The following is a 19658-nucleotide window of genomic DNA, read 5'->3' as shown; positions in this document are numbered from 1 at the left end:
TCCGATGCCGGCCGGCGGCACTTTTTTAACCGCTGGCGGCCCCTGTGGGGCAACTGCTATACTGTACGGGCCGCTTCTGCGGCCCGATAGCTTCCCTTCTGGTTGTTATCGCTGCTTTTTTTACTATGTACTACCCTTCCTCAAGAGCGCCGGCATCCCGTCGGCACGTATGGATAGATTATGTTAAACAGTATTTTACTGATTCTTTTTCTGATCGCGGTGAGTGCGTTTTTCTCACTGTCGGAAATCTCTCTGGCCGCCTCGCGCAAGATCAAACTGAAGCTGATGGCGGACGAAGGCAACATCAACGCCGCCAGAGTGCTTAAACTGCAAGAAACCCCTGGCATCTTCTTCACCGTGGTGCAGATCGGCCTGAACGCCGTGGCCATCCTCGGCGGTATCGTCGGCGACGCGGCGTTTTCCGGCACCTTCCAACAGTTCTTTATTCGCTTCCTGTCGCCCGAACTGGCGGAACAGGTCAGCTTCATCTGCTCCTTCGTGCTGGTGACCAGCCTGTTTATCCTGTTCGCCGATTTGACCCCGAAGCGCATCGGTATGATTGCACCAGAGACGGTCGCCGTCCGGATCATCAACCCGATGCGTTTCTCCATCATGATCTTCCGCCCGCTGGTGTGGTTCTTCAACGGCATGGCCAACCTGATCTTCCGCATGTTCAAGCTGCCGATGGTGCGTAAAGACGACATCACCTCCGATGACATCTACGCGGTGGTAGAAGCCGGCGCCCTGGCGGGCGTGCTGCGCAAGCAGGAGCACGAGCTGATTGAAAACGTGTTCGAACTGGAATCGCGCACCGTGCCGTCTTCGATGACCTCGCGCGAAAGCGTGGTGTACTTCGATCTGCGCGAAAGCGAAGAGAGCATCAAGGAGAAGGTCTCGACCCATCCGCACTCCAAGTTCCTGGTGTGCGACGGCCATATCGATCAGGTGGTGGGTTATGTCGATTCCAAAGACCTGCTGAACCGCGTGCTGGGCAACCAGAGCCTGGTGCTGAGCAGCGGCGTGCAGATCCGCTCGGCGCTGATTGTGCCGGACACGTTGACGCTGTCCGAAGCGCTGGAAAGCTTCAAAACCGCCGGCGAAGACTTCGCGGTGATCCTCAATGAATATGCGTTGGTGGTGGGCATCATCACCCTTAACGACGTGATGACCACGCTGATGGGCGATCTGGTCGGCCAGGGCCAGGAAGAGCAGATCGTGGCGCGCGACGAAAGCTCATGGCTGATTGAAGGCGGCACGCCGATCGACGACGTGATGCGCGTGCTGGATATCGACGAGTTCCCGCAGGCGGGCAACTACGAAACCATTGGCGGCTTTATGATGTACATGCTGCGCAAGATCCCGAAACGCACCGACTTCGTCAAATACGCCGGCTACAAGTTCGAAGTGGTGGATATCGACAGCTACAAGATAGATCAGCTGCTGGTCACCCGGCTGAGCGACAAACCGGCGGCGGTGCTGCCGAAAGCGCCGGACGACACGCCTGCGGCCTGACGGCGCGAAGGACAAAAACATCAGCGGCCCCATCGGGGCCGCATTTTTTTACCGCTGTCAGCGCCGTGTTCAGCCGACCTCGGCCTGCAGCAGCAGCACCTGGCGGTTCACTTCGGACATCACGCTGAAATGGCGCTTGTCGCGAATCTTCGGCGGCAGGATTTTCCCCTCGTCGAATTCAAATGCGCCCACGTCCTTGATATACAGCCTTCCGCGAAACAGGGTCTTAACGTACTTCGCCACTTTCAAAGGGTTATAACGCTGGAAGATTCTCATTCTTTTACGCTCCTCCCGTTGATCCATGCGCTCAGCGAGCCGCCAAAGGTGGCAGCCTCGAAATTCAGAACGCAACTTGATTGCATGTAGTAGACCCAGTAAAGACCAGATCGTTCACTTCCGCCCGGTGATCTGCACTGGATTTACACTTTTTGACAGAATTGTATATGATGATTTATAACGTTTTCAGGATATCCCTTCAAAATCTGATGATTAGCGAACCAAGGGAAAAACTGCGATCCGGTTAACAGGACAGACCTCTTATCACATCCTATGCTTTAGGCTGTCGAAGTGCTGTCGCACAAATTCCCCCATTTACAAGGAGAAAGCATGAAAACAAGTCGCATGCTGATGGTATCCCTGCTGCTCGCCCCGCTTTTCGCTTCCGCGCACAACTTCCAGCTCCAGCAGCGCGTGGCGCCGGTTGGCGTCAGCGATAAAGGAGAGCTCAATTACGCTGACGGTAATTTTAGCTACCAGAATTGGAACAGCGCGCAGCTCAGTGGAAAAGTGCGGGTGATACAGCACATTGCCGGCCGCAGCTCCGCCAAAGACATGAACGACCCACTGATTGAAGCGATTAAGAAGGCGAAGCTACCACACGATCGTTACCAAACGACGACAATCGTCAACACCGACGATGCCCTGATGGGCACCGCCATGTTCGTGCGCAGCAGCATCGAAGACAGCAAGAAAGAGTTCCCGTGGTCGCAGTTTATCGTCGACAGCGACGGCAACGTGCGCAAAGCCTGGGATCTGCAGCCAAAAGGTTCCGCCATCGTGGTGCTGGATAAGCAAGGGCGCATTCAGTTCGCCAAAGACGGCGCGCTGACGCCGGAAGAGGTGCAGCAGGTGATGTCCAAGCTGCACCAGCTGTTGGAGAACTGACTCAGAACAGCGAAACCCGGAAGCCGGGGTTGAGGAAAGATTCACGCGGGGTATAGAGCAACGGCTTGCCCTGCCAATCGTGAATTTGCGCCCCGGCGGCCACCGCCACCGCGTGTCCTGCAGCGGTATCCCAAATATTGGTTGGCCCGAAGCGCGGATAGAGCTGCGCCTTGCCTTCCGCCACCAGGCAGAACTTCAGTGAGGAACCGACGGACACGGTCTGGTGCTCGCCCAACTGCTGCAGATAGTCTTTCAATTCGTCGTCGATATGCGAGCGGCTCACCACCACCAGCGGCGGATGCGCGTTGCTGACGCCGATCGCCTGCCGCACGCCCTTCTCTTCTTTCCAGGCCTTGCCGCGCTCCGCCAGGTACAACACGTCGATCGCCGGGGCGTACACCACGCCCATCACCGCCTGCCCGTCTTCAATCAAGGCGATATTGACCGTGAACTCGCCATTGCGATGCAAGAACTCTTTGGTGCCGTCCAGCGGATCGACCAGCCAGTAGCGCGTCCAGTTGCGGCGCTCTTCCCACGCCGGCGGATCCTCTTCCGACAGCAGCGGCACCTCCGGCGTCAGGGCCGCCAGGCCGCGCTTGATGATGTGATGCGCCGCCAGATCGGCCGCCGTCACCGGTGAGTCATCTTTTTTCTGTGCGACATCAAGCGGTTGTTCACCGTCGTACACCGCCATGATCGCCGCCCCCGCCTCGCGGGACAGTTGGCAAATTCGCTCTAACATCATGCACCTCAACTCTGCATCTCCGTGGGAAATTTCCCTCTGTCTCTGCTAGCAGACTAGTTTTTTTTACGCCGAATATCCATCTCAACCGGCTAAGCCGCGGGAATTCCTCAGATCTTGTTGGGCACAACTGTGAACTTCCCCGCGTTACCCGCCGCCGTTTTCTGCCACACTTCACAGTTTACTGTGGCAAGCAGTGTTAATTACATTTCCCTCTGCGATAACACTCGAATAATGGAATGGAGAGAACCCCAAATGATGAAGCATCCACTGACGCTGTCCGCGCTTGCGCTGCTGGTATGCGCCTCGGCGCAGGCGGCCACCGTCGATCTGCGCGTGCTGGAAACCACCGATCTGCACAGCAACATGATGGACTTCGATTACTACAAGGACACGCCGACCGACAAGTTCGGCCTGGTGCGCACCGCCAGCCTGATCCAACAGGCGCGCCAGCAGGCCGCCAACGCGGTGTTGGTGGATAACGGCGACATCATTCAGGGCAGCCCGCTCGGCGATTACATGGCGGCCAAGGGGCTGAAACCGGGCGACGTGCACCCGGTCTATAAGGCGATGAACACGCTGGACTATGTGGTCGGCAACATCGGCAACCATGAGTTCAATTACGGGCTGGACTACCTGAAGAACGCCATCGCCGGCGCCAAATTCCCGTACATCAACGCCAACGTCATCGACGCCAAAACGCAAAAACCGCTGTTCACGCCATACATCATCGTCGATACCCCGGTGAAGGATCGCGACGGCAAGGCGCATACGCTGCGCATCGGCTACATCGGCTTCGTGCCGCCGCAGATCCTGGTGTGGGACAAAGCCAACCTGCAGGGCAAAGTGACGGTGGACGACATCACCGCCACCGCCAAGCGCTACGTGCCGCAGATGCGTAAACAGGGCGCCGATCTGGTGGTGGCGATCCCGCATTCCGGGTTGTCCAGCGAGCCTTACAAGGCGATGGCGGAAAACTCGGTCTATTACCTCAGCCAGGTGCCCGGCATCGACGCCATCATGTTCGGCCACGCCCACGCGGTGTTCCCGAGCAAGGACTTCGCCAACATCAAAGGCGCGGATATCGACAAAGGCCTGCTGAATGGCGTACCGGCGGTGATGCCGGGCCAATGGGGCGACCATCTCGGCGTGGTCGATCTGCAGCTCAACAACGATGGCGGTAGCTGGAAAGTGACCGCCGCCAAAGCGGAAGCGCGGCCGATCTACGACAAAGAGAACAAGAAATCGCTGGCGGCGGAAGATGCCGCGCTGGTGAAGGTGTTGGCGGACGATCACAAAGGCACGCGCGAGTTCGTCAGCCAGCCGATCGGTAAATCCGACGGCAACATGTACAGCTACCTGGCGCTGGTGCAGGACGATCCGACGGTGCAGATCGTCAACAATGCGCAGAAGGCCTACGTCGAACATTACATCCAGGGCGACCCGGACCTGGCCGATCTGCCGGTGCTGTCCGCGGCGGCCCCGTTCAAGGTCGGCGGCCGCAAGAACGACCCCGCCAGCTTCGTCGAAGTGGAAAAAGGCCAGCTCACCTTCCGCAACGCCGCCGATCTCTATCTCTATCCCAATACGCTGGTGGTGGTGAAGGCCAGCGGCAAAGAGGTGAAAGAGTGGCTGGAGTGCTCCGCCGGCCAGTTCAACCAGATCGACGTCAACAGCGCCAAGCCACAAGGCTTGATCAACTGGGACGGCTTCCGCACCTATAACTTCGACGTGATCGACGGCGTCAACTACCAGATCGACGTCAGCCAACCGGCGCGCTACGACGGCGAATGCCAGCTGATCAACGCTAAGGCGGAGCGCATCAAGCAGCTGACCTTCAACGGCAAGCCGATCGATCCGAACGCCACCTTCCTGGTTGCCACCAACAACTACCGCGCCTACGGCGGCAAGTTTGCCGGCACCGGCGACAAACATATCGCCTTCGCTTCGCCGGATGAAAACCGCTCGGTGCTGGCGGCCTACATCACCGCCGAAACCCAGCGGCATGGCGCGGTGCGCCCGCAGGCGGACAACAATTGGCGTTTGGCTAACTTCAGCAGCAAGCAGCCGCTGGATATCCGCTTCGAGACCTCGCCTTCGGACAAAGCGACGAAGTTTATCAAAGAGCACGCCCAATACCCGATGAGCGCCGCAGGCAGCGACAGCATCGGCTTCGCGGTTTATCGCATCGATTTAAGCGGTAAGTAACTCACTGTCACTGGCCGGCTCGCCCGGCCATTCATCGCCCGTTTGCGCGGCGCATAAAATAAGGGCGCCACGAAGGCGCCCAGAGTAATCCTCGGTGGGATTACAGGATTTCCAGCAGCTCGACGTCGAACACCAGCGCGCTGAACGGCGGGATGGACGCGCCTGCGCCACGCTCGCCGTAGGCCAGGTTGTGCGGGATATACAGCTGCCATTTGGAACCGACCGGCATCAGGGTCAGCGCTTCGATCCAGCCTGGGATCACGCCGCTGACCGGGAATTCTGCCGGCTGGCCGCGTTCAACCGAGCTGTCGAACACGTCGCCGTTGATCAGACGGCCGGTGTAGTGCACACGCACGCGATCCTGACGGGACGGGATTGGGCCGTTGCCCTGCTCCAGTACGGAGAACTGCAGGCCAGACTCGGTCAGCGTCACGTCGTCGCGCTTGGCGTTGTCGTCCAGGAATTTCTGGCCTTCAACGGCCATAGCCTGCTGGCGCTCGCGGCGCACCGCATCCGCACGCTCGTGGATTTCACGCAGCGCACGGTGCACCACGTCTACCGGAACCGCCGGGGCATTCCCTTCCAGCGCGTCGCGCAGACCCGCCAGCAAAGCTTCCGGTTGCAAACCTTCCAGCCCGGACTCTTGCAGCTGCTGGCCGACCTGTAAACCAATCCCGTAACTTGCTTGCGCTTCAACGCTGTCAAAAGAAGGGGTTGTCATGGGGTTTTCCTTAAGTCTGTAAAAAGTCGAAAGCGCAGCATAACAGCGCGTCAATGCCGGGTAAAATCTTGTGTGGAGAATGATGACTTTTGTCGTAGAAAAAGAAACAATAACCTTCTGTTAACGCCCGCAGCCGCAAACCCCGGCCCTGCCGCTCAGCCGCCTTTCACTTCAATCAGTTAGCGGACTATACTGAAAGCAGGATATCGGGCAGGCGACGCGCTTGCCGCGCCGCGCTTATTATTACGCCGTCGAAGAGAGGTCACCATGGGCAGAATCGCGCCCAGGAGAAGGAAAACCACCCGCATCTACCAGCCGCTGCTGCGCACCTGGCTGAACATCAGCCAGCGCCTGAAACCCGGCGCCGCACCCACGCAGGAAGACGCGGAGTCGCCATCGGAACCGCCGTCGGCCAACGACAAGATGCAGCGGGTCAAAGCGCTGCTGGCCAAAGTCTGGCATCTGCCGGACGGTTTCCATTGGATGGAACCACTGCCCTACTTTCACCGTCGCTGGGTGCTGATCTTCGGCATCATTCTGCTGCTGGCGTTGCTGTGGCCCTACTCGCCCGAAAGACAGCCGTTCCCGGTCTCTCAGCAGGAAACCAGCGTGCCGCTGCAGGCTGAGCTGCAAAACGGCGGTGGCGCCGCCACGCCGGCCAACGAACCGACGCCGGCGGGCAACTGGCAGCGTTATCAGATCCAGCCCGGCCAGACGCTGGCCCAGCTGTTTCGCGACAACAATCTGCCGGTGAATGAGGTGTTCGCCATGGCGCAGGTGGAAGGCGGCGACAAGCCGCTGAGCAACATGAAAGCCGGTCAGGAAGTGCGCATCGAACGCGACGCCAACGGCGTGATTAACGCGCTGTCGGTCACCACCGTGGACAACAGCCAGGCGCTGTTCCGCCGCCAGGCCGACGGCAGCTACCGCCGGGAACGTTAATCGCTAAAGCTGCGCCAGCAGAAACTCGCGCAGCACCACGCCCTGGTTGTGCGAGGTATCTTTGCTGCCATACAGCAGCGTCAGCGCCTCCCCCTGCCGCAACAGCGCCACCAGCGGCTGCCAGGCGTCGTTGGCCGCCAGCTGTTGGCGGTAACGCGCCTCGAAGGCTTCCCACTGGTCGGTATGCTGATGGAACCACTTGCGCAGCTCGTCATCCGGCGCCACCTGTTTCAACCACTGCACGCCCGCCAGCCGCTCCTTGCTGATGCCGCGCGGCCATAGCCTGTCTATCAGATAGCAATGCGCCGGCGCCGGCGCGCTGAAGTCGTAAACCCGCTGTAGCGTAATCGTTGCCATCACACGCTCTCCCTTTTCATCCCGTCTTCTAGCGTAGCGCGTTTTGCCGGGCGCAGAAAAGCAAAACGCCAGCGCGAGGCTGGCGTTTTAACCGGGTTAACAGCAGCGTAAATTACGCTTCTGCAACCACAACTACATTCAGCTGTGCGAACACGTCGCTGTGTACCTGGAAGTGCACTTCGTGCTCACCAGTGGTACGCAGAACGCCGTTCGGCAGACGAACTTCGCTCTTGGCAACTTCAACGCCTGCCGCAGTCACTGCGTCAGCGATGTCGCGGGTGCCGATAGAGCCGAACAGTTTACCTTCGTCGCCAGATTTGGAAGCGATGGTCACTGAACCCAGTTCGTTGATCTTGGTTGCGCGAGCTTCAGCAGCAGCCAGAACGTCAGCCAGTTTGGCTTCCAGTTCAGCACGGCGTGCTTCGAAGAACTCAACGTTTTTCTTGGTAGCAGGAACAGCTTTGCCCTGTGGTACCAGGAAGTTACGAGCGTAGCCCGCTTTAACGTTAACTTGATCACCCAGGCTGCCCAGGTTTGCTACTTTATCAAGCAGAATAACTTGCATTACCTTATCCTCTCAAAGTCGTTAATGGACAGTGGCCGATTACTGATGACGATCAGTGTACGGCAACAAAGACAGGTAGCGCGCGCGCTTGATAGCACGGGCCAGCTGGCGCTGATATTTTGCACGAGTACCGGTGATACGGCTCGGTACAATTTTACCACTTTCGGTGATGTAGTTTTTCAGCGTAGCGATGTCTTTATAGTCAATCTCTTGAACGCCTTCCGCGGTGAAACGGCAGAACTTGCGACGACGGAAATAACGTGCCATTTGGCTAGTCTCCAGAATCTATCAATTCAATCTGCTCGGCATGCAGAACCAATTTGCTCAGCCCGTTGCGCCCTTGATGGCAGCTTACAAAGCCTTGCACGGTAATCTGACTGCCGACCGTTAATCTTTGAGTTAGTGCTTGTGACTGTTGTCCGCTGACAACCACGGGCATTCGGCACCATGCTTGTCTGCTGAATCCGGCTTCCATCTGCTGCGAACGGTGCTCTAGCACAAATTGGCAGTGCGGTATCCCGGAAGGACTCACTTTTCGAACCGGCGCCTTGCACACAGTGCCCGACAAAACCAGACGATTAGCCGTCACGGCGGCAATTACTCTTCAGAATCCCCAGCATCTGCATCATCTGCGGTTTCGTTAGCGAAGTCTTCGCGGCGATCGCCACGACGTTCGTCTTTCGCTTTAACCATCGGAGATGCTTCAGTTACCGCGTGCTTAACGCGCATAACCATGCTGCGGATAACGGCGTCGTTGAAGCGGAAGTTAGTTTCCAGCTCATCGATCGCTTCCTGCGGCGCTTCAACGTTCAGCAGAACGTAGTGAGCTTTGTGCAGTTTGTTGATCGGATAAGCCAGCTGACGGCGGCCCCAGTCTTCCAGACGGTGAATCTGACCTTGCGCGTTAGTGATGGTAGCACTGTAACGCTCGATCATGCCCGGAACCTGTTCGCTTTGGTCAGGATGGACCATAAAAACGATTTCGTAATGACGCATCGAATTGCTCCTTACGGATTATTCAGCCTCCTGTCAGGGTCAACCGCGGCCCATGGAAGCAAGGAACGTGTTTAGTGTGCGGCTGAAAAATGACGCGTAATCATACTGACGCAGGGCGGGAAACTCAAGGACTGCGTGGGTTTTATTCGCGTTATTGAGAGGGGGTATGGGAAATAGCACGATTTGCTGGCGGGGAAACCTATGTACGCCAATCCATCAGTTTCAAAAATCTTTCAATGAAATCAGCGCTGAGTCACAAATCTATTTCATTTTTTTTGAAATAGGCCATCAAAACGCCCCGCTTTTTAATCCGCCGCAACCGACTAAAATTAACCTTATCCGCCGCAGACAGCGCGACGAAAAAGATTCCAGGTTATTCAATGCAGATAAATGACTTTTTGCCGCAGCGACACTCGCTGTCAGGCCGTAACGGCAAAAAGTAAGAGAGGCACTATGAAACGCATCATTCTCGCGACGGCGCTTGCCGCCCTGTTCTCCGCCAACGTGATGGCCGCGACGGAGATCTCCTCGCACCAGGCCGATCAACGCCAGAGCGTTGGCTTCGTCACCCTGAACCAGAACGTGGTCTCGCCGGATGACGCCAGCAGCCAGGTCAGTAAAATCGCCGATCAACGCGGTGCAAGCTCTTATCGCATCATCGCCCTGCATGAACCGGGCGACAACAGCACGATGCACGTCAGCGCCGAGCTGTACCGTTAAAAAGACGCGCCACGCCAGGGAAATCCCCAGGGCTTCATCAGAAAGCCCGTTCAGTCCGCACCGGAGCGCCGCCTGTCGGGCGCTCCACTTCCTCACCCATCACAGTTTGAGCAACGTCGGCGCGCTGAACGCCTTGCCCGGATTGTGCAATTGCAGCGCCATCCGCAGATAGTTTGTCCGTGCCTGCAGCAGTTCGGCGCTTTCCTCCAGCGTCGCCCGCTGCTCGAAGGAGAGCGAGCCGGCCTTCGCGGTTTGCGCGGCCGCCGCTTTCGGCGCGGAAGCGAACAGCGCCGTCATGTTATGCACCGTATGCGCGGTGATGCGCGACAGCGGATTCGCCTTGTTTTGCCGCGCCTTGCCGTCGGCTGCCCCCAGCATCTCACTGAAGGCCATTGAGTTAAGATCGGCGCGCGCTTTCATCGTTCCCGTCAGCCCGCGCGCTGTCTCGGCCGTATTGCTGATACCCTTTATCATGCTCTCCGCTCCTTGCCGCCCCTGAAAGAATTCACGCTGACATTCTCCTCCGCCATGCGTCAAACAATGACCGAAACAGCCTACAGAGAGCACCGCAATTCCACGCATCGCGCCCGGAGGCGCATTACAATTCGCGGCGAAAGAAATCGGTGGTGGCGGACAGCGCCAGCGGCGTGATGCGATGCTTCACGCCCGGCTCGACGAGCGATGTCAAACGGCCGTCCGCACCTTGCTGCCGCAGTTCAGCCGCCAAACGCAGGCTGTCCGCCGCCGGCACCACGTCGTCCGTCTCGCCGTGCCACAGCAGCAGCGGCCGCCCGGCAATCTGCGCCAAACGTCCTTCCAGCTCATACTCCGCCAGCACGGCAGTGCGCGCCGCAAACGCCGCCGGCGGGAGCGCCTCGCCCGTCTCGCCCAACGGCGGATACAGCGTTTGCGCCAGCGCACGGTAATAGCCGGAACCCATCAGGCTGGCGGCCGCACGGATCCACGGAAAGCGCGCGAAGGCGCCAAGCGCGGTCATGCCGCCCATTGAGGCGCCGGCGACGCCGATGCGGCCGTCGGCGATCAGGCCAAGCCGCTCAAAATGCGCGTTGATCTGCGGCAATTCATCGATATTGCTGCGCAGGATCTCCCAGAATGACGCCAGGCGCCGCGCCTCATCGCCGTCGAATCGCTCGCCGTGCCGATCGGCATCCGGCAACACCGCCCGAAAACCGGCGCGCGCCAGCGCATAGGCGAAATAAGCGTACACCTCTTTCGACGAGGTATAGCCATGGCAGAAGAACACCGTCGGCAACGGCCGATGATACTGCCCCGCCGGCACAGCATGGATCACCGCGATATCGCCAACCCGCTCGTCATGAATTTCGATCATCCGTTCATCCTCAACTCACCTGTTGGCATTCATCATGACAAACTTGCGCGAAGCAGCGTTAGCTCAATCTGTTACAGCTTATATTGCGTTACACTGAAGCCATCGCACCGGCGCTTACGAGGTCACCATGACGATTGCCCGCACACTCATTACCCTGACGCTGGCCGCACAGCTTTCCGCCTGCGGCATCATGACCACCACGCCGAAACCGCCGCCGCCCCCCAACGCTCAGGCGCAGGAGATCGTCCGCGCGCAGACCGCCGAGCTGGTGAAAATGGGCACCGTCACCGCCGTGGTGCGCGGCAGCCCGATGGACGTGGAAGCGGAGATCCAACGCAAGGCCACCGCCGCCGGCGCCCGTTATTACGTGATCATCATGAACAGCGAAACCGTCGTGCCGGGCCAATGGTATTCCCAGGCGATCCTGTATCGTTAAGGCGGGGATTTTTTAAGCAGCTTTACACTGGCTTTGCACTGGCTGAAGAAGGGTGTTGCACACTGAGGGACAGCATGCCGCATGTTGCGGGTGTCGATTCAGGATCTGACGAAGGGGAACGCCATGAAACGCTCCACCGCACTCACCTCCCTCTTGCTTTCCATGGGATTGCTCAGCACCGGCGCACAGTCCGCCGAGCTGGCGCCCGCCGATCGCGTGACGCCGCTCAGTGAAATCGCCGAGATCACCTTCAACGATTTGCCCGGCTCACCGCAGGAGGCGGAACTGGCCATCGCCCGCACCGCCGACCAACACGGCGCCAGCTATTACCGCATTCTGCGGATGGAAGAGCAGGCGCACCCGCTTGGCTGGCGCGCCTCGGCCATCTTATACCTTTAGTAGCTCATGCAAGCCGCATTCAATACTCCGCCGCTGACGGAGACGCCCCCCAGGAAAATCCCGGCGGCCAGGTGATTCGCTTCTATCTTGTCGCTGATGCGCGGCATGTAGATCTTCACGGCGGCGAACAGCAGCAGTTGCACCACCAGCGCCACCACGCCCCACAGCAGGTAATCCAGCAGGCTGATCGAGTTGATCGCCGCGCTGGCCAGCGGGATCACATATCCCAGGCAAGCGCCGATAAAAGCGAAGGCGGCGGATTGATTATCGGCCTTGATCAGCGCCCATTCGTCGTGCGGGGTGATGCGGGTATAGACGAACAGAAACACCAAAATCATGGCGAAGCCGCTGAAGAAGTAAGAGGCGAACGCCGCCAACGCGCTGAGAATATCCATGTGCATTTTCCTGTCAGAGTGAGGCTGAATTAAAAAGGTTTTCGCCGCCGCGCGCCACCCTTTTCCCTAACCGCCGATGGCGCGGTTCAGCAGCAGTTCGCACGCCTCGGCCGACAGCAGGCTCTCGCCGCGGTGATCCAGCGTCAGATGACACCAGGCGTCGGCGATCAGCGGGCTGGCGTGCTGCAGCAGCTGCGCGGCGCAGCACAGATCGAACAGCTGTTGAGTCAGCAGCCGCCCCATCTCCTCGCTCGGTTGCCGGGCACGCTGCTGCCACTGCCGCCAGGCGTGATCGAACAACCGATTCTGGCCGCGCACCGGCTGCAGCTCGAACTGCAACATCTCGAGCGCGCCCGGCAGTTTATGCAGACTGCGCAACACGTCCAGACACATGATGTTGCCGGAGCCCTCCCAGATGCTGTTCACCGGCATTTCACGGTACAGGCGCGGCAGCTCGCTCTCCTCGCAGTAACCGATGCCGCCCAGCACCTCCATCGCCTCGGCGATGAACGGCATGCCCTGACGGCAGATGCTGTATTTGGCCGCCGGGGTCAGCAGCCGGCTGTAGATCAGTTCGCCTTCATTGCTGCGGCTCTCCCAGGCGCGGGCCAGCCGGAACAGCAACGCGGTATGCCCTTCCAGCCGTAGCGCCATGCGCGCCAAGACCTGGCGCATCAGCGGTTGTTCTATCAACAATTTGCCGAACGCCTGCCGCTGCAGCGCATGATACAGCGCCACCGACAGCCCGCGGCGCATCAGGCCGTGGCTGCCCAGCGAACAGTCGAAACGGGTCAGGCCGCCCATCTTCAGGATATGCCGCACCCCGTCGCCCTCATCGCCCAGCAGCCAGGCCGTGGCGTCCTGAAACTCCACCTCGCTGCTGGCGTTGGAGCGGTTGCCCAGCTTGTCTTTCAACCGCTCAAGGCGAATGGCGTTGCGGCTGCCGTCCGGCAAAATGCGCGGCAGGAAGAAACAGGACAGCCCGCCTTCGGCCTGCGCCAGCACCAGGTGCGCATCGCTTTGCGGCACCGAGAAGAACCACTTGTGCCCCACCAGCCGGTAGGCTTCGCCCGGCCCGCGCGCGCCGAGCGGCGTGGCGGTGGTGGTATTGCTCAAGACATCGGAGCCGCCCTGCTTCTCTGTCATGCCCATGCCGATCAGCAGGCCGCGCTTTTGCCCGCCCGGCAGCAGATGAGCGTCATAACGATCCGACAGCAGCGGCGTCAGCCAGGCGCGAAACTCGGCCGGTAACGCCTGCAGCAGCAGCGGCGTGGCGCCGAAGGTCATGGTCACCGGGCAGAGCGTGCCGGCCTCGACCTGCGCATGCAGCATAAAGCGCGCGGCGCGCGCCACGAAGGAACCGATGCGCGCATCCTCCTGCCAGGGCAGGTTGTGCACCCGGTTGGCGATCAGCCCCTGCATCAGGATATGCCAGGCCGGGTGAAAGCGAACGTCGTCCAGCCGCTGGCCGGTGGCGTCGTAGCGCAGCAGCTCCGGCGGGTTGGCGTTGGCCAGCCGCCCCAGCTCCAGCGACTCCTGCGTGCCGAGCTGCTGGCCCAGCGAAGCCAATACCTCGGCGTCCCAACCGCCTTGCTCGCGCTGCAACGCTTCGCGCAGCGGCGTATCGGAGAGAAACAGGTTGCTGTTGCCCAGCGGCTTGGGTTGGTTAAAAACGGTGTGCGTAGTCCAGACCATGAGAGTGCTCCCTGAAAAAAGCGTCAGGAGTAAGTATGGTCGGCGCAGAGATTTCTGCCGCAGGCGGGATCACAAGAGGGGGAATTAACGGGAGCACGGCGCCCCCGTCAGAAGAATCAGCCGCGCTGGCGCACCGCTTCGAACAGGCAGATGCCGGTGGCGACCGACACGTTCAGTGAAGAGACGGTACCGGCCATCGGGATGCTGATCAGCTCATCGCAGTGTTCGCGGGTCAGGCGGCGCATGCCTTCGCCTTCCGCGCCCATCACCAGCGCCATCGGGCCGGTCATTTTGCTTTGATACAGCGTATGGTCGGCTTCGCCGGCGGTGCCGACGACCCAGACATTCATCTCTTGCAGCAGACGCAGCGTGCGCGCCAGATTGGTCACGCGGATCAACGGCACGTTTTCGGCGGCGCCGCAGGCCACTTTCTTGGCGGTGGCGTTCAACTGGGCGGAACGATCGCGGGGCACGATCACCGCGTGCACGCCGGCCGCATCGGCGCTGCGCAGGCAGGCGCCGAGGTTATGCGGGTCGGTCACGCCGTCCAGCACCAGCAGGAATGGCGTTTCCACGCTCTCCAACAGGCCCGGCAGATCGTTCTCCTGATACTGACGCCCTTCGCGCACCCGGGCGATGATCCCCTGGTGCACCGCGCCTTCAACCTTGTCATCCAGCCATTGGCGGTTCGCCACCTGGATCACGATGCCGGTCGCTTCCAGCTCGGCGATCAGCGGTTGCAGGCGGCGATCTTCGCGGCCTTTCAGGATAAACACTTCCAGGAAGCGTTGCGGATCGCGCTCTAACAGGGCTTTGACGGCGTGGATGCCGTAAATAATTTCGCTCATGATGCTCTTTTAAAGTCGTGCGGCCGGCGATAACCGGCCGATGGTAACGATGTGCGGCAGGTTAAGCCTGCTCGGCACCTTTCTTCTTGGCTGCGCGTTTGGCTTTGGTCGCCGCCGCGATTTTCCGCGTTTTGTCGGACGCTTTCTTGGCTTTCTTTTTCGCCTTCTTCACGTTGTCCGCGGGCTTGGCGTCATCCTGCTTACGGAAGGCGCTGTCCGGCTCGAAGTTGGCCGGCGGTTTGCCGCCGCGGCGCTTGCCACGCCCCGCATTGCCGCTGTCGCGTAGCGTGCGCTGGCCGCCCTTCTTGGCGCGATCGCGCTCGGTTTTGCCTTCACCGCGCGCTTTGCGGGTGCTGGACACCAGCGCGAAGTCGATCTTGCGCTCGTCCATATGCACCGCATCCACGCGGATCTCCACCGTATCCCCCAGGCGATAGACCGTGCCGGAAGACTCGCCGATCAGGCGCTGGCCGATATTATCGTAACGATAGTAATCATTATCCAGCGTTGATACGTGCACCAGCCCGTCGATGAACAGATCGTTCAGGCGCACGAAGAAGCCGAAGCCGGTCACGCTGGAGATGATGCCGCTGAACACTTCACCAACGTGATCCTGCATGAAGTCGCACTTCAGCCAGTCGGCGACGTTGCGCGTCGCTTCGTCCGCGCGGCGCTCGGTCATCGAACAGTGTTCGCCCAGCTGCAGCATCTCTTCGAATTCGCTGTGCCAGCCGCCGGTCGGCGTCCAGCGCTCTTTCGGCTCGCCATGCTCTTTGGCCAACTGGTATTTGATCGCGCGGTGCAACGCCAGATCCGGATAACGGCGGATCGGCGAGGTGAAGTGGCCGTAAGAGGCCAGCGCCAGGCCGAAGTGGCCGCGGTTTTCCGGATCGTAAATCGCCTGCTTCATCGAGCGCAGCAACATGGTTTGCAGCATTTCGTGGTCAGGGCGCTCGGACACTTCATCCATCAGCACCGCATAGTCCTTCGGCTGCGGCTTGTTGCCGCCGCCCAGCGTCAGCCCCAGCTCGCTCAGCACGCTGCGCAGCGCGGAGATGTGGTCATCGCTCGGACGATCGTGCACGCGGTACAGCGCCGGCTCGTTGCGTTTCTCGACGAAGCGCGCGGCCGCCACGTTGGCCATGATCATGCACTCTTCGATCAGCTTGTGGGCGTCGTTGCGCACCGTCGGCTCCACGCGCTCGATGCGGCGTTCAGCGTTGAAGATGAATTTGGCTTCTTCGGTTTCAAACGCGATGCCGCCGCGCTCGGCGCGCGCCTTATCCAGCACCTTGTACATGGCGTGCAGCTCTTCCAGGTGCTTGACCAGCGGGTGGTAATGCTCGCGCAGCTCCTGATCGCCCTGCAGAATGTGCCACACCTTGTTGTAGGTCAGGCGGGCGTGGGAGCTCATCACCGCCTCGTAGAACTTGGCCGTGGACAGGCGCCCCTGGGCGGAGATGGTCATCTCGCACACCATGCACAGGCGATCGACCTGCGGGTTCAGGGAGCACAGCCCGTTGGACAGCACTTCCGGCAGCATCGGGATCACCTGCGACGGGAAATACACCGAGTTGCCGCGGCTGCGCGCTTCGTCGTCCAGCGCGGTGCGTGGACGCACATAGTAGCTGACATCGGCGATCGCGACCCACAGGCGCCAGCCGCCGCCGCGTTTTTTCTCGCAGTACACGGCGTCATCGAAGTCGCGCGCGTCTTCACCGTCGATGGTGACCAACGGCAGCTTGCGCAGATCGACGCGGCCCTTCTTGGCCGCTTCCGGCACCTGTTCGCTGAGATCGGCCACCTGCTTTTCCACCTGCGGCGGCCAGGTATGCGGGATCTCATGGGTGCGCAGCGCGATATCCACCGCCATGCTGGTGCCCATTTTGTCGCCGAGGATCTCGACGATCTTGCCGACCGCTTTGGTGCGGCGGGTCGGGCGCTGAGTCAGCTCCACCACCACCATGTAGCCCATGCGCGCGCCGCTGACGCTGTCCGCCGGGATCAGAATATCGAAGCTCAGACGGCTGTCGTCCGGCACCACGAAGCCGGTACCGGCATCCATGAAGAAGCGGCCGACGATCTGGCTGGTTTTCGGCACCAGCACGCGCACGATGCGCGCTTCGCGACGCCCTTTGCGATCCGCGCCCAGCGCCTGCGCCAGCACCACGTCACCGTGGATCGCCATTTTCATCTGTTCGGCGGACAGGTACAGATCGTCTTTGCTGCCTTCAACGCGCAGGAAGCCGTAGCCGTCGCGGTGGCCAATCACCGTGCCGCGCAGCAGGTCCAAACGTTCCGGCAGCGCGTAGCACTGGCGGCGGGTAAACACTAACTGGCCATCGCGCTCCATGGCGCGCAGGCGGCGGCGCAGCGCTTCCAGCTGTTCTTCGCCGCTGAGGCCCAATTCGTTGCCCAGTTCTTCGCGGCTGGCCGGCGTTTCTCGTTTCGCCAAATGGGCCAGGATATATTCACGGCTGGGAATGGGAGATTCGTATTTTTCTGCTTCTCGTTCCAGGAATGGATCTTGTGACATTGCGGTTCCTCCGTTGTCATCAGCAGGATGACGTTGAGCCTTGTCTTCTCAACGTCGTTTTATTCGACAAGCAATAGCTTGTAGAGCGGCGGATTGTCTTCGACCATGTCGGCCAACGTATGCTTATCCAGCTCTTCAAGGAAATTCTGTACGCCCTGTTGGAGCACCTGCTTCAATCGGCAGGCAGGGGTGATGTGGCAAAACTCGCTGCTGCAGTTAACCAGCGCAAGCGGCTCCAGCGCCCGCACGACATCGCCGAGGCGAATGCTCTCGGCCGGTTTGCCCAAACGGATGCCGCCATGCTTGCCGCGCACCGCCGTGACAAAACCGACCCGGCTCAACTGATTGATGATCTTCACCATATGGTTGCGAGACACGCCATACACCTCGGTCACTTCCGAGATACTGGTCATCTTGTCCTGCGGCAACGAGGCCATGTAGATCAACGCCCGCAGACCATAATCAGTAAAACTTGTTAACTGCACATCTTACCTCTGGGTATGACTTTACCCGTCTGATACGCCGCTTTTCGGCGCTATTCAAAAGATTACTCATTGGATAATAAACCAGCCGGAGAGTTCGTCGCTAATTATTTAGCGAATCCCGCGCCCTAAGGCGGGTTTATGAAAGGATTTTTTGACGTGAAACCGCAATCGGAGGGAGTCAGGATAAAAACAAACCGGGACGCGCCCGGTTTGTTTAATGCCGCAAAGCCTGATTATGCGTCGAACGGGTCGCGCAGGATCATGGTTTCGCTGCGATCCGGGCCGGTAGAGATGATGTCTACCGGTACGCCGGTCACTTCTTCGATGCGCTTGATGTAGTTCAGCGCAGCCTGAGGCAGCTTGCTGTGCTCTTTCACGCCAAAGGTGGTTTCGCTCCAGCCCGGCATGGTTTCGTAGATAGGCTCAATGCCTTCCCAGCCTTCAGCCGCCAGCGGAGTGGTGTCCACTTCACGGCCGTCCGGCATGCGGTAACCCACGCAGATCTTCACTTCTTTCAGGCCGTCCAGGACGTCCAGTTTGGTCAGGCAGAAGCCGGACAGGGAGTTGATCTGCACCGCGCGACGCACCGCTACCGCGTCCAGCCAGCCGGTACGACGACGACGGCCGGTGGTGGCACCGAACTCGTTACCCTGCTTGCACAGGTACTCGCCGGTTTCATCGAACAGTTCGGTTGGGAACGGGCCTGCACCCACGCGCGTGGAGTAGGCTTTCACGATGCCCAGCACGTAGTCCACATAACGCGGGCCGATGCCGGAACCGGTAGCCACGCCGCCGGCGGTGGTGTTGGAAGAGGTCACATACGGGTAAGTACCGTGGTCGATATCCAGCAGGGTGCCCTGAGCGCCTTCGAACATGATCAGATCGCCACGCTTGCGCGCGCCGTCCAGCAGTTCGGAAACGTCAACCACCATCGCGGTCAGGATATCGGCGATAGACAGCACGTAGTCCAGCGTCGCCTGATAATCGACGGCTTCAACTTTGTAGTAGTTGACCAGTTGGAAGTTGTGGTAATCGACGATCTCTTTCAGCTTAACGGCGAAGGTTTCTTTGTTGAACAGATCGCCGACGCGCAGACCGCGACGAGCCACTTTATCTTCGTAAGCCGGGCCGATGCCGCGACCGGTGGTGCCGATCGCTTTCGCGCCGCGCGCTTTCTCACGCGCGTTATCCAACGCAACGTGGTAAGGCAGGATCAACGGGCAAGCTTCAGAGAGTAACAGACGTTCGCGTACCGGGATGCCACGCGCTTCGAGTTCACCCATTTCTTTCATCAACGCGTCCGGCGCCAGAACAACACCGTTGCCGATGATGCTGGTGACGTTTTCACGCAGAATACCTGAAGGAATTAAATGAAGAACGGTTTTTTCACCGTTGATTACCAGAGTGTGGCCAGCGTTATGGCCACCTTGGTAGCGCACAACATATTGAGCCCGTTCAGTCAGCAGGTCTACAACCTTGCCTTTACCTTCGTCACCCCATTGGGTGCCCAGTACGACGACGTTCTTACCCATTTTTCAAAATCACCGATTGCTTAAAAATGGATTCTACCACCGTAATTTTCGATT

General features: G+C 59.7%; 23 protein-coding genes. 7 read left to right on the top strand and 16 right to left on the bottom strand.

Annotated elements, in window-relative coordinates; all coding sequences use genetic code 11:
* The first annotated feature begins 180 nt into the window (after positions 1 to 180).
* The gene (locus ACMGG9_RS00520; RefSeq protein WP_033641641.1) at positions 181 to 1512 is read left to right on the top strand and encodes a hemolysin family protein; all 1332 of its coding nucleotides are present in this window, start codon (positions 181 to 183) and stop codon (positions 1510 to 1512) included.
* Between the two features lie 69 nt (positions 1513 to 1581).
* On the opposite strand, the gene ACMGG9_RS00515 is transcribed toward ACMGG9_RS00520, so the two are convergent.
* Positions 1582 to 1788, bottom strand: a complete 207-nt coding sequence (locus ACMGG9_RS00515) for a DUF1107 domain-containing protein (RefSeq protein WP_033641639.1) — start codon at positions 1786 to 1788, stop codon at positions 1582 to 1584.
* Between the two features lie 330 nt (positions 1789 to 2118).
* Here ACMGG9_RS00515 and ACMGG9_RS00510 point away from each other — a divergent pair, with 330 nt between their 5' ends.
* The gene (locus tag ACMGG9_RS00510) at positions 2119 to 2676 is read left to right on the top strand and encodes a YtfJ family protein (protein WP_089192482.1); all 558 of its coding nucleotides are present in this window, start codon (positions 2119 to 2121) and stop codon (positions 2674 to 2676) included.
* Between the two features lies 1 nt (position 2677).
* Here the strand turns inward: ACMGG9_RS00510 and cysQ are convergent, their stop codons facing one another.
* A complete protein-coding gene (cysQ, locus tag ACMGG9_RS00505; RefSeq protein ID WP_033644177.1) occupies positions 2678 to 3418 on the bottom strand; it encodes a 3'(2'),5'-bisphosphate nucleotidase CysQ in 741 nt (246 codons plus the stop codon).
* Between the two features lie 255 nt (positions 3419 to 3673).
* On the opposite strand from cysQ, the gene ACMGG9_RS00500 reads away from it, so the two are divergent.
* A complete protein-coding gene (locus tag ACMGG9_RS00500; RefSeq protein WP_033651488.1) occupies positions 3674 to 5626 on the top strand; it encodes a bifunctional 2',3'-cyclic-nucleotide 2'-phosphodiesterase/3'-nucleotidase in 1953 nt (650 codons plus the stop codon).
* Positions 5627 to 5726: 100 nt separating this feature from the next.
* Here ACMGG9_RS00500 and fklB read toward each other — a convergent pair whose 3' ends face one another.
* A complete protein-coding gene (fklB, locus tag ACMGG9_RS00495) occupies positions 5727 to 6347 on the bottom strand; it encodes an FKBP-type peptidyl-prolyl cis-trans isomerase (RefSeq protein ID WP_004933618.1) in 621 nt (206 codons plus the stop codon).
* A 267-nt stretch (positions 6348 to 6614) separates the two neighbouring features.
* Between fklB and ACMGG9_RS00490 the strand changes: the two genes are divergently transcribed.
* On the top strand, positions 6615 to 7289 hold the full coding sequence (locus ACMGG9_RS00490; protein ID WP_033651489.1) for an OapA family protein: 675 nt from the start codon (positions 6615 to 6617) through the stop codon (positions 7287 to 7289).
* Between the two features lie 3 nt (positions 7290 to 7292).
* On the opposite strand, the gene ACMGG9_RS00485 is transcribed toward ACMGG9_RS00490, so the two are convergent.
* From ACMGG9_RS00485 to rpsF, 5 genes are all read right to left on the bottom strand, one after another.
* Positions 7293 to 7646, bottom strand: coding sequence for a DUF488 domain-containing protein (locus ACMGG9_RS00485; RefSeq protein ID WP_033651490.1), 354 nt, complete (start codon positions 7644 to 7646; stop codon positions 7293 to 7295).
* A gap of 112 nt (positions 7647 to 7758) precedes the next feature.
* Complete coding sequence (gene rplI / locus ACMGG9_RS00480) at positions 7759 to 8211, bottom strand: 50S ribosomal protein L9 (protein ID WP_004933629.1); 453 nt, start codon at positions 8209 to 8211, stop codon at positions 7759 to 7761.
* Positions 8212 to 8250: 39 nt separating this feature from the next.
* Positions 8251 to 8478 carry a 30S ribosomal protein S18 gene (gene rpsR / locus ACMGG9_RS00475; RefSeq protein WP_000135199.1) on the bottom strand — a complete coding sequence of 76 codons (228 nt, stop codon included), beginning with the start codon at positions 8476 to 8478 and terminating at the stop codon, positions 8251 to 8253.
* A gap of 4 nt (positions 8479 to 8482) precedes the next feature.
* Entirely contained in the window at positions 8483 to 8800 is a 318-nt protein-coding gene (gene priB, locus ACMGG9_RS00470; RefSeq protein ID WP_049233092.1) for a primosomal replication protein N, read from the bottom strand.
* 8 nt (positions 8801 to 8808) lie between these two features.
* A complete protein-coding gene (gene rpsF, locus ACMGG9_RS00465) occupies positions 8809 to 9207 on the bottom strand; it encodes a 30S ribosomal protein S6 (RefSeq protein WP_004933634.1) in 399 nt (132 codons plus the stop codon).
* Positions 9208 to 9660: 453 nt separating this feature from the next.
* Here rpsF and ACMGG9_RS00460 point away from each other — a divergent pair, with 453 nt between their 5' ends.
* On the top strand, positions 9661 to 9927 hold the full coding sequence (locus ACMGG9_RS00460) for a DUF1471 domain-containing protein (RefSeq protein ID WP_033638913.1): 267 nt from the start codon (positions 9661 to 9663) through the stop codon (positions 9925 to 9927).
* 99 nt (positions 9928 to 10026) lie between these two features.
* Here ACMGG9_RS00460 and ACMGG9_RS00455 read toward each other — a convergent pair whose 3' ends face one another.
* The gene (locus tag ACMGG9_RS00455) at positions 10027 to 10401 is read right to left on the bottom strand and encodes a hypothetical protein (RefSeq protein ID WP_414161824.1); all 375 of its coding nucleotides are present in this window, start codon (positions 10399 to 10401) and stop codon (positions 10027 to 10029) included.
* A gap of 124 nt (positions 10402 to 10525) precedes the next feature.
* Positions 10526 to 11278: an esterase gene (yjfP, locus tag ACMGG9_RS00450; protein WP_069100489.1), complete on the bottom strand. Its 753-nt coding sequence runs from the start codon at positions 11276 to 11278 to the stop codon at positions 10526 to 10528.
* Between the two features lie 127 nt (positions 11279 to 11405).
* Between yjfP and bsmA the strand changes: the two genes are divergently transcribed.
* Together bsmA and ACMGG9_RS00440 are read left to right on the top strand one after the other, a co-directional pair.
* Entirely contained in the window at positions 11406 to 11714 is a 309-nt protein-coding gene (gene bsmA / locus ACMGG9_RS00445) for a biofilm peroxide resistance protein BsmA (protein ID WP_414161823.1), read from the top strand.
* A 123-nt stretch (positions 11715 to 11837) separates the two neighbouring features.
* Positions 11838 to 12113, top strand: a complete 276-nt coding sequence (locus ACMGG9_RS00440; protein WP_025305027.1) for a DUF1471 domain-containing protein — start codon at positions 11838 to 11840, stop codon at positions 12111 to 12113.
* Here the strand turns inward: ACMGG9_RS00440 and ACMGG9_RS00435 are convergent.
* The 6 genes from ACMGG9_RS00435 to ACMGG9_RS00410 form a co-directional block, all read right to left on the bottom strand.
* Positions 12110 to 12508, bottom strand: coding sequence for a DUF350 domain-containing protein (locus ACMGG9_RS00435; RefSeq protein WP_015376394.1), 399 nt, complete (start codon positions 12506 to 12508; stop codon positions 12110 to 12112). The two genes, ACMGG9_RS00440 and ACMGG9_RS00435, sit on opposite strands and share 4 nt — an antisense overlap.
* 66 nt (positions 12509 to 12574) lie before the next feature.
* A complete protein-coding gene (locus ACMGG9_RS00430; RefSeq protein ID WP_047025082.1) occupies positions 12575 to 14203 on the bottom strand; it encodes an isovaleryl-CoA dehydrogenase in 1629 nt (542 codons plus the stop codon).
* Between the two features lie 116 nt (positions 14204 to 14319).
* The gene (rlmB, locus tag ACMGG9_RS00425; RefSeq protein ID WP_004933653.1) at positions 14320 to 15051 is read right to left on the bottom strand and encodes a 23S rRNA (guanosine(2251)-2'-O)-methyltransferase RlmB; all 732 of its coding nucleotides are present in this window, start codon (positions 15049 to 15051) and stop codon (positions 14320 to 14322) included.
* Positions 15052 to 15112: 61 nt separating this feature from the next.
* Positions 15113 to 17587: a ribonuclease R gene (gene rnr / locus ACMGG9_RS00420; RefSeq protein WP_033651494.1), complete on the bottom strand. Its 2475-nt coding sequence runs from the start codon at positions 17585 to 17587 to the stop codon at positions 15113 to 15115.
* A 59-nt stretch (positions 17588 to 17646) separates the two neighbouring features.
* Positions 17647 to 18072 carry a nitric oxide-sensing transcriptional repressor NsrR gene (gene nsrR / locus ACMGG9_RS00415; RefSeq protein WP_015376391.1) on the bottom strand — a complete coding sequence of 142 codons (426 nt, stop codon included), beginning with the start codon at positions 18070 to 18072 and terminating at the stop codon, positions 17647 to 17649.
* A 233-nt stretch (positions 18073 to 18305) separates the two neighbouring features.
* Complete coding sequence (locus ACMGG9_RS00410) at positions 18306 to 19604, bottom strand: adenylosuccinate synthase (RefSeq protein ID WP_025159583.1); 1299 nt, start codon at positions 19602 to 19604, stop codon at positions 18306 to 18308.
* Positions 19605 to 19658: the final 54 nt, after the last annotated feature.

The organism is Serratia sp. BNK-10, from assembly GCF_047456065.1.
Classification (GTDB): domain Bacteria; phylum Pseudomonadota; class Gammaproteobacteria; order Enterobacterales; family Enterobacteriaceae; genus Serratia; species Serratia ureilytica.
The sequence above is the reverse complement of the archived record's forward strand: the minus strand, read 5'-3'. Positions and strand labels throughout refer to the sequence as shown.

What these genes read in the sequence shown, in the direction of transcription:
- ACMGG9_RS00520 (WP_033641641.1), top strand. Translation starts at nt 181, where the DNA reads ATGTTAAACAGTATTTTACTGATTCTTTTTCTGATCGCGGTGAGTGCG.
- ACMGG9_RS00515 (WP_033641639.1), bottom strand. Translation starts at nt 1,788, where the DNA reads ATGAGAATCTTCCAGCGTTATAACCCTTTGAAAGTGGCGAAGTACGTT.
- ACMGG9_RS00510 (WP_089192482.1), top strand. Translation starts at nt 2,119, where the DNA reads ATGAAAACAAGTCGCATGCTGATGGTATCCCTGCTGCTCGCCCCGCTT.
- cysQ (WP_033644177.1), bottom strand. Translation starts at nt 3,418, where the DNA reads ATGTTAGAGCGAATTTGCCAACTGTCCCGCGAGGCGGGGGCGGCGATC.
- ACMGG9_RS00500 (WP_033651488.1), top strand. Translation starts at nt 3,674, where the DNA reads ATGATGAAGCATCCACTGACGCTGTCCGCGCTTGCGCTGCTGGTATGC.
- fklB (WP_004933618.1), bottom strand. Translation starts at nt 6,347, where the DNA reads ATGACAACCCCTTCTTTTGACAGCGTTGAAGCGCAAGCAAGTTACGGG.
- ACMGG9_RS00490 (WP_033651489.1), top strand. Translation starts at nt 6,615, where the DNA reads ATGGGCAGAATCGCGCCCAGGAGAAGGAAAACCACCCGCATCTACCAG.
- ACMGG9_RS00485 (WP_033651490.1), bottom strand. Translation starts at nt 7,646, where the DNA reads ATGGCAACGATTACGCTACAGCGGGTTTACGACTTCAGCGCGCCGGCG.
- rplI (WP_004933629.1), bottom strand. Translation starts at nt 8,211, where the DNA reads ATGCAAGTTATTCTGCTTGATAAAGTAGCAAACCTGGGCAGCCTGGGT.
- rpsR (WP_000135199.1), bottom strand. Translation starts at nt 8,478, where the DNA reads ATGGCACGTTATTTCCGTCGTCGCAAGTTCTGCCGTTTCACCGCGGAA.
- rpsF (WP_004933634.1), bottom strand. Translation starts at nt 9,207, where the DNA reads ATGCGTCATTACGAAATCGTTTTTATGGTCCATCCTGACCAAAGCGAA.
- ACMGG9_RS00460 (WP_033638913.1), top strand. Translation starts at nt 9,661, where the DNA reads ATGAAACGCATCATTCTCGCGACGGCGCTTGCCGCCCTGTTCTCCGCC.
- ACMGG9_RS00455 (WP_414161824.1), bottom strand. Translation starts at nt 10,401, where the DNA reads ATGATAAAGGGTATCAGCAATACGGCCGAGACAGCGCGCGGGCTGACG.
- yjfP (WP_069100489.1), bottom strand. Translation starts at nt 11,278, where the DNA reads ATGATCGAAATTCATGACGAGCGGGTTGGCGATATCGCGGTGATCCAT.
- bsmA (WP_414161823.1), top strand. Translation starts at nt 11,406, where the DNA reads ATGACGATTGCCCGCACACTCATTACCCTGACGCTGGCCGCACAGCTT.
- ACMGG9_RS00440 (WP_025305027.1), top strand. Translation starts at nt 11,838, where the DNA reads ATGAAACGCTCCACCGCACTCACCTCCCTCTTGCTTTCCATGGGATTG.
- ACMGG9_RS00435 (WP_015376394.1), bottom strand. Translation starts at nt 12,508, where the DNA reads ATGGATATTCTCAGCGCGTTGGCGGCGTTCGCCTCTTACTTCTTCAGC.
- ACMGG9_RS00430 (WP_047025082.1), bottom strand. Translation starts at nt 14,203, where the DNA reads ATGGTCTGGACTACGCACACCGTTTTTAACCAACCCAAGCCGCTGGGC.
- rlmB (WP_004933653.1), bottom strand. Translation starts at nt 15,051, where the DNA reads ATGAGCGAAATTATTTACGGCATCCACGCCGTCAAAGCCCTGTTAGAG.
- rnr (WP_033651494.1), bottom strand. Translation starts at nt 17,587, where the DNA reads ATGTCACAAGATCCATTCCTGGAACGAGAAGCAGAAAAATACGAATCT.
- ACMGG9_RS00410 (WP_025159583.1), bottom strand. Translation starts at nt 19,604, where the DNA reads ATGGGTAAGAACGTCGTCGTACTGGGCACCCAATGGGGTGACGAAGGT.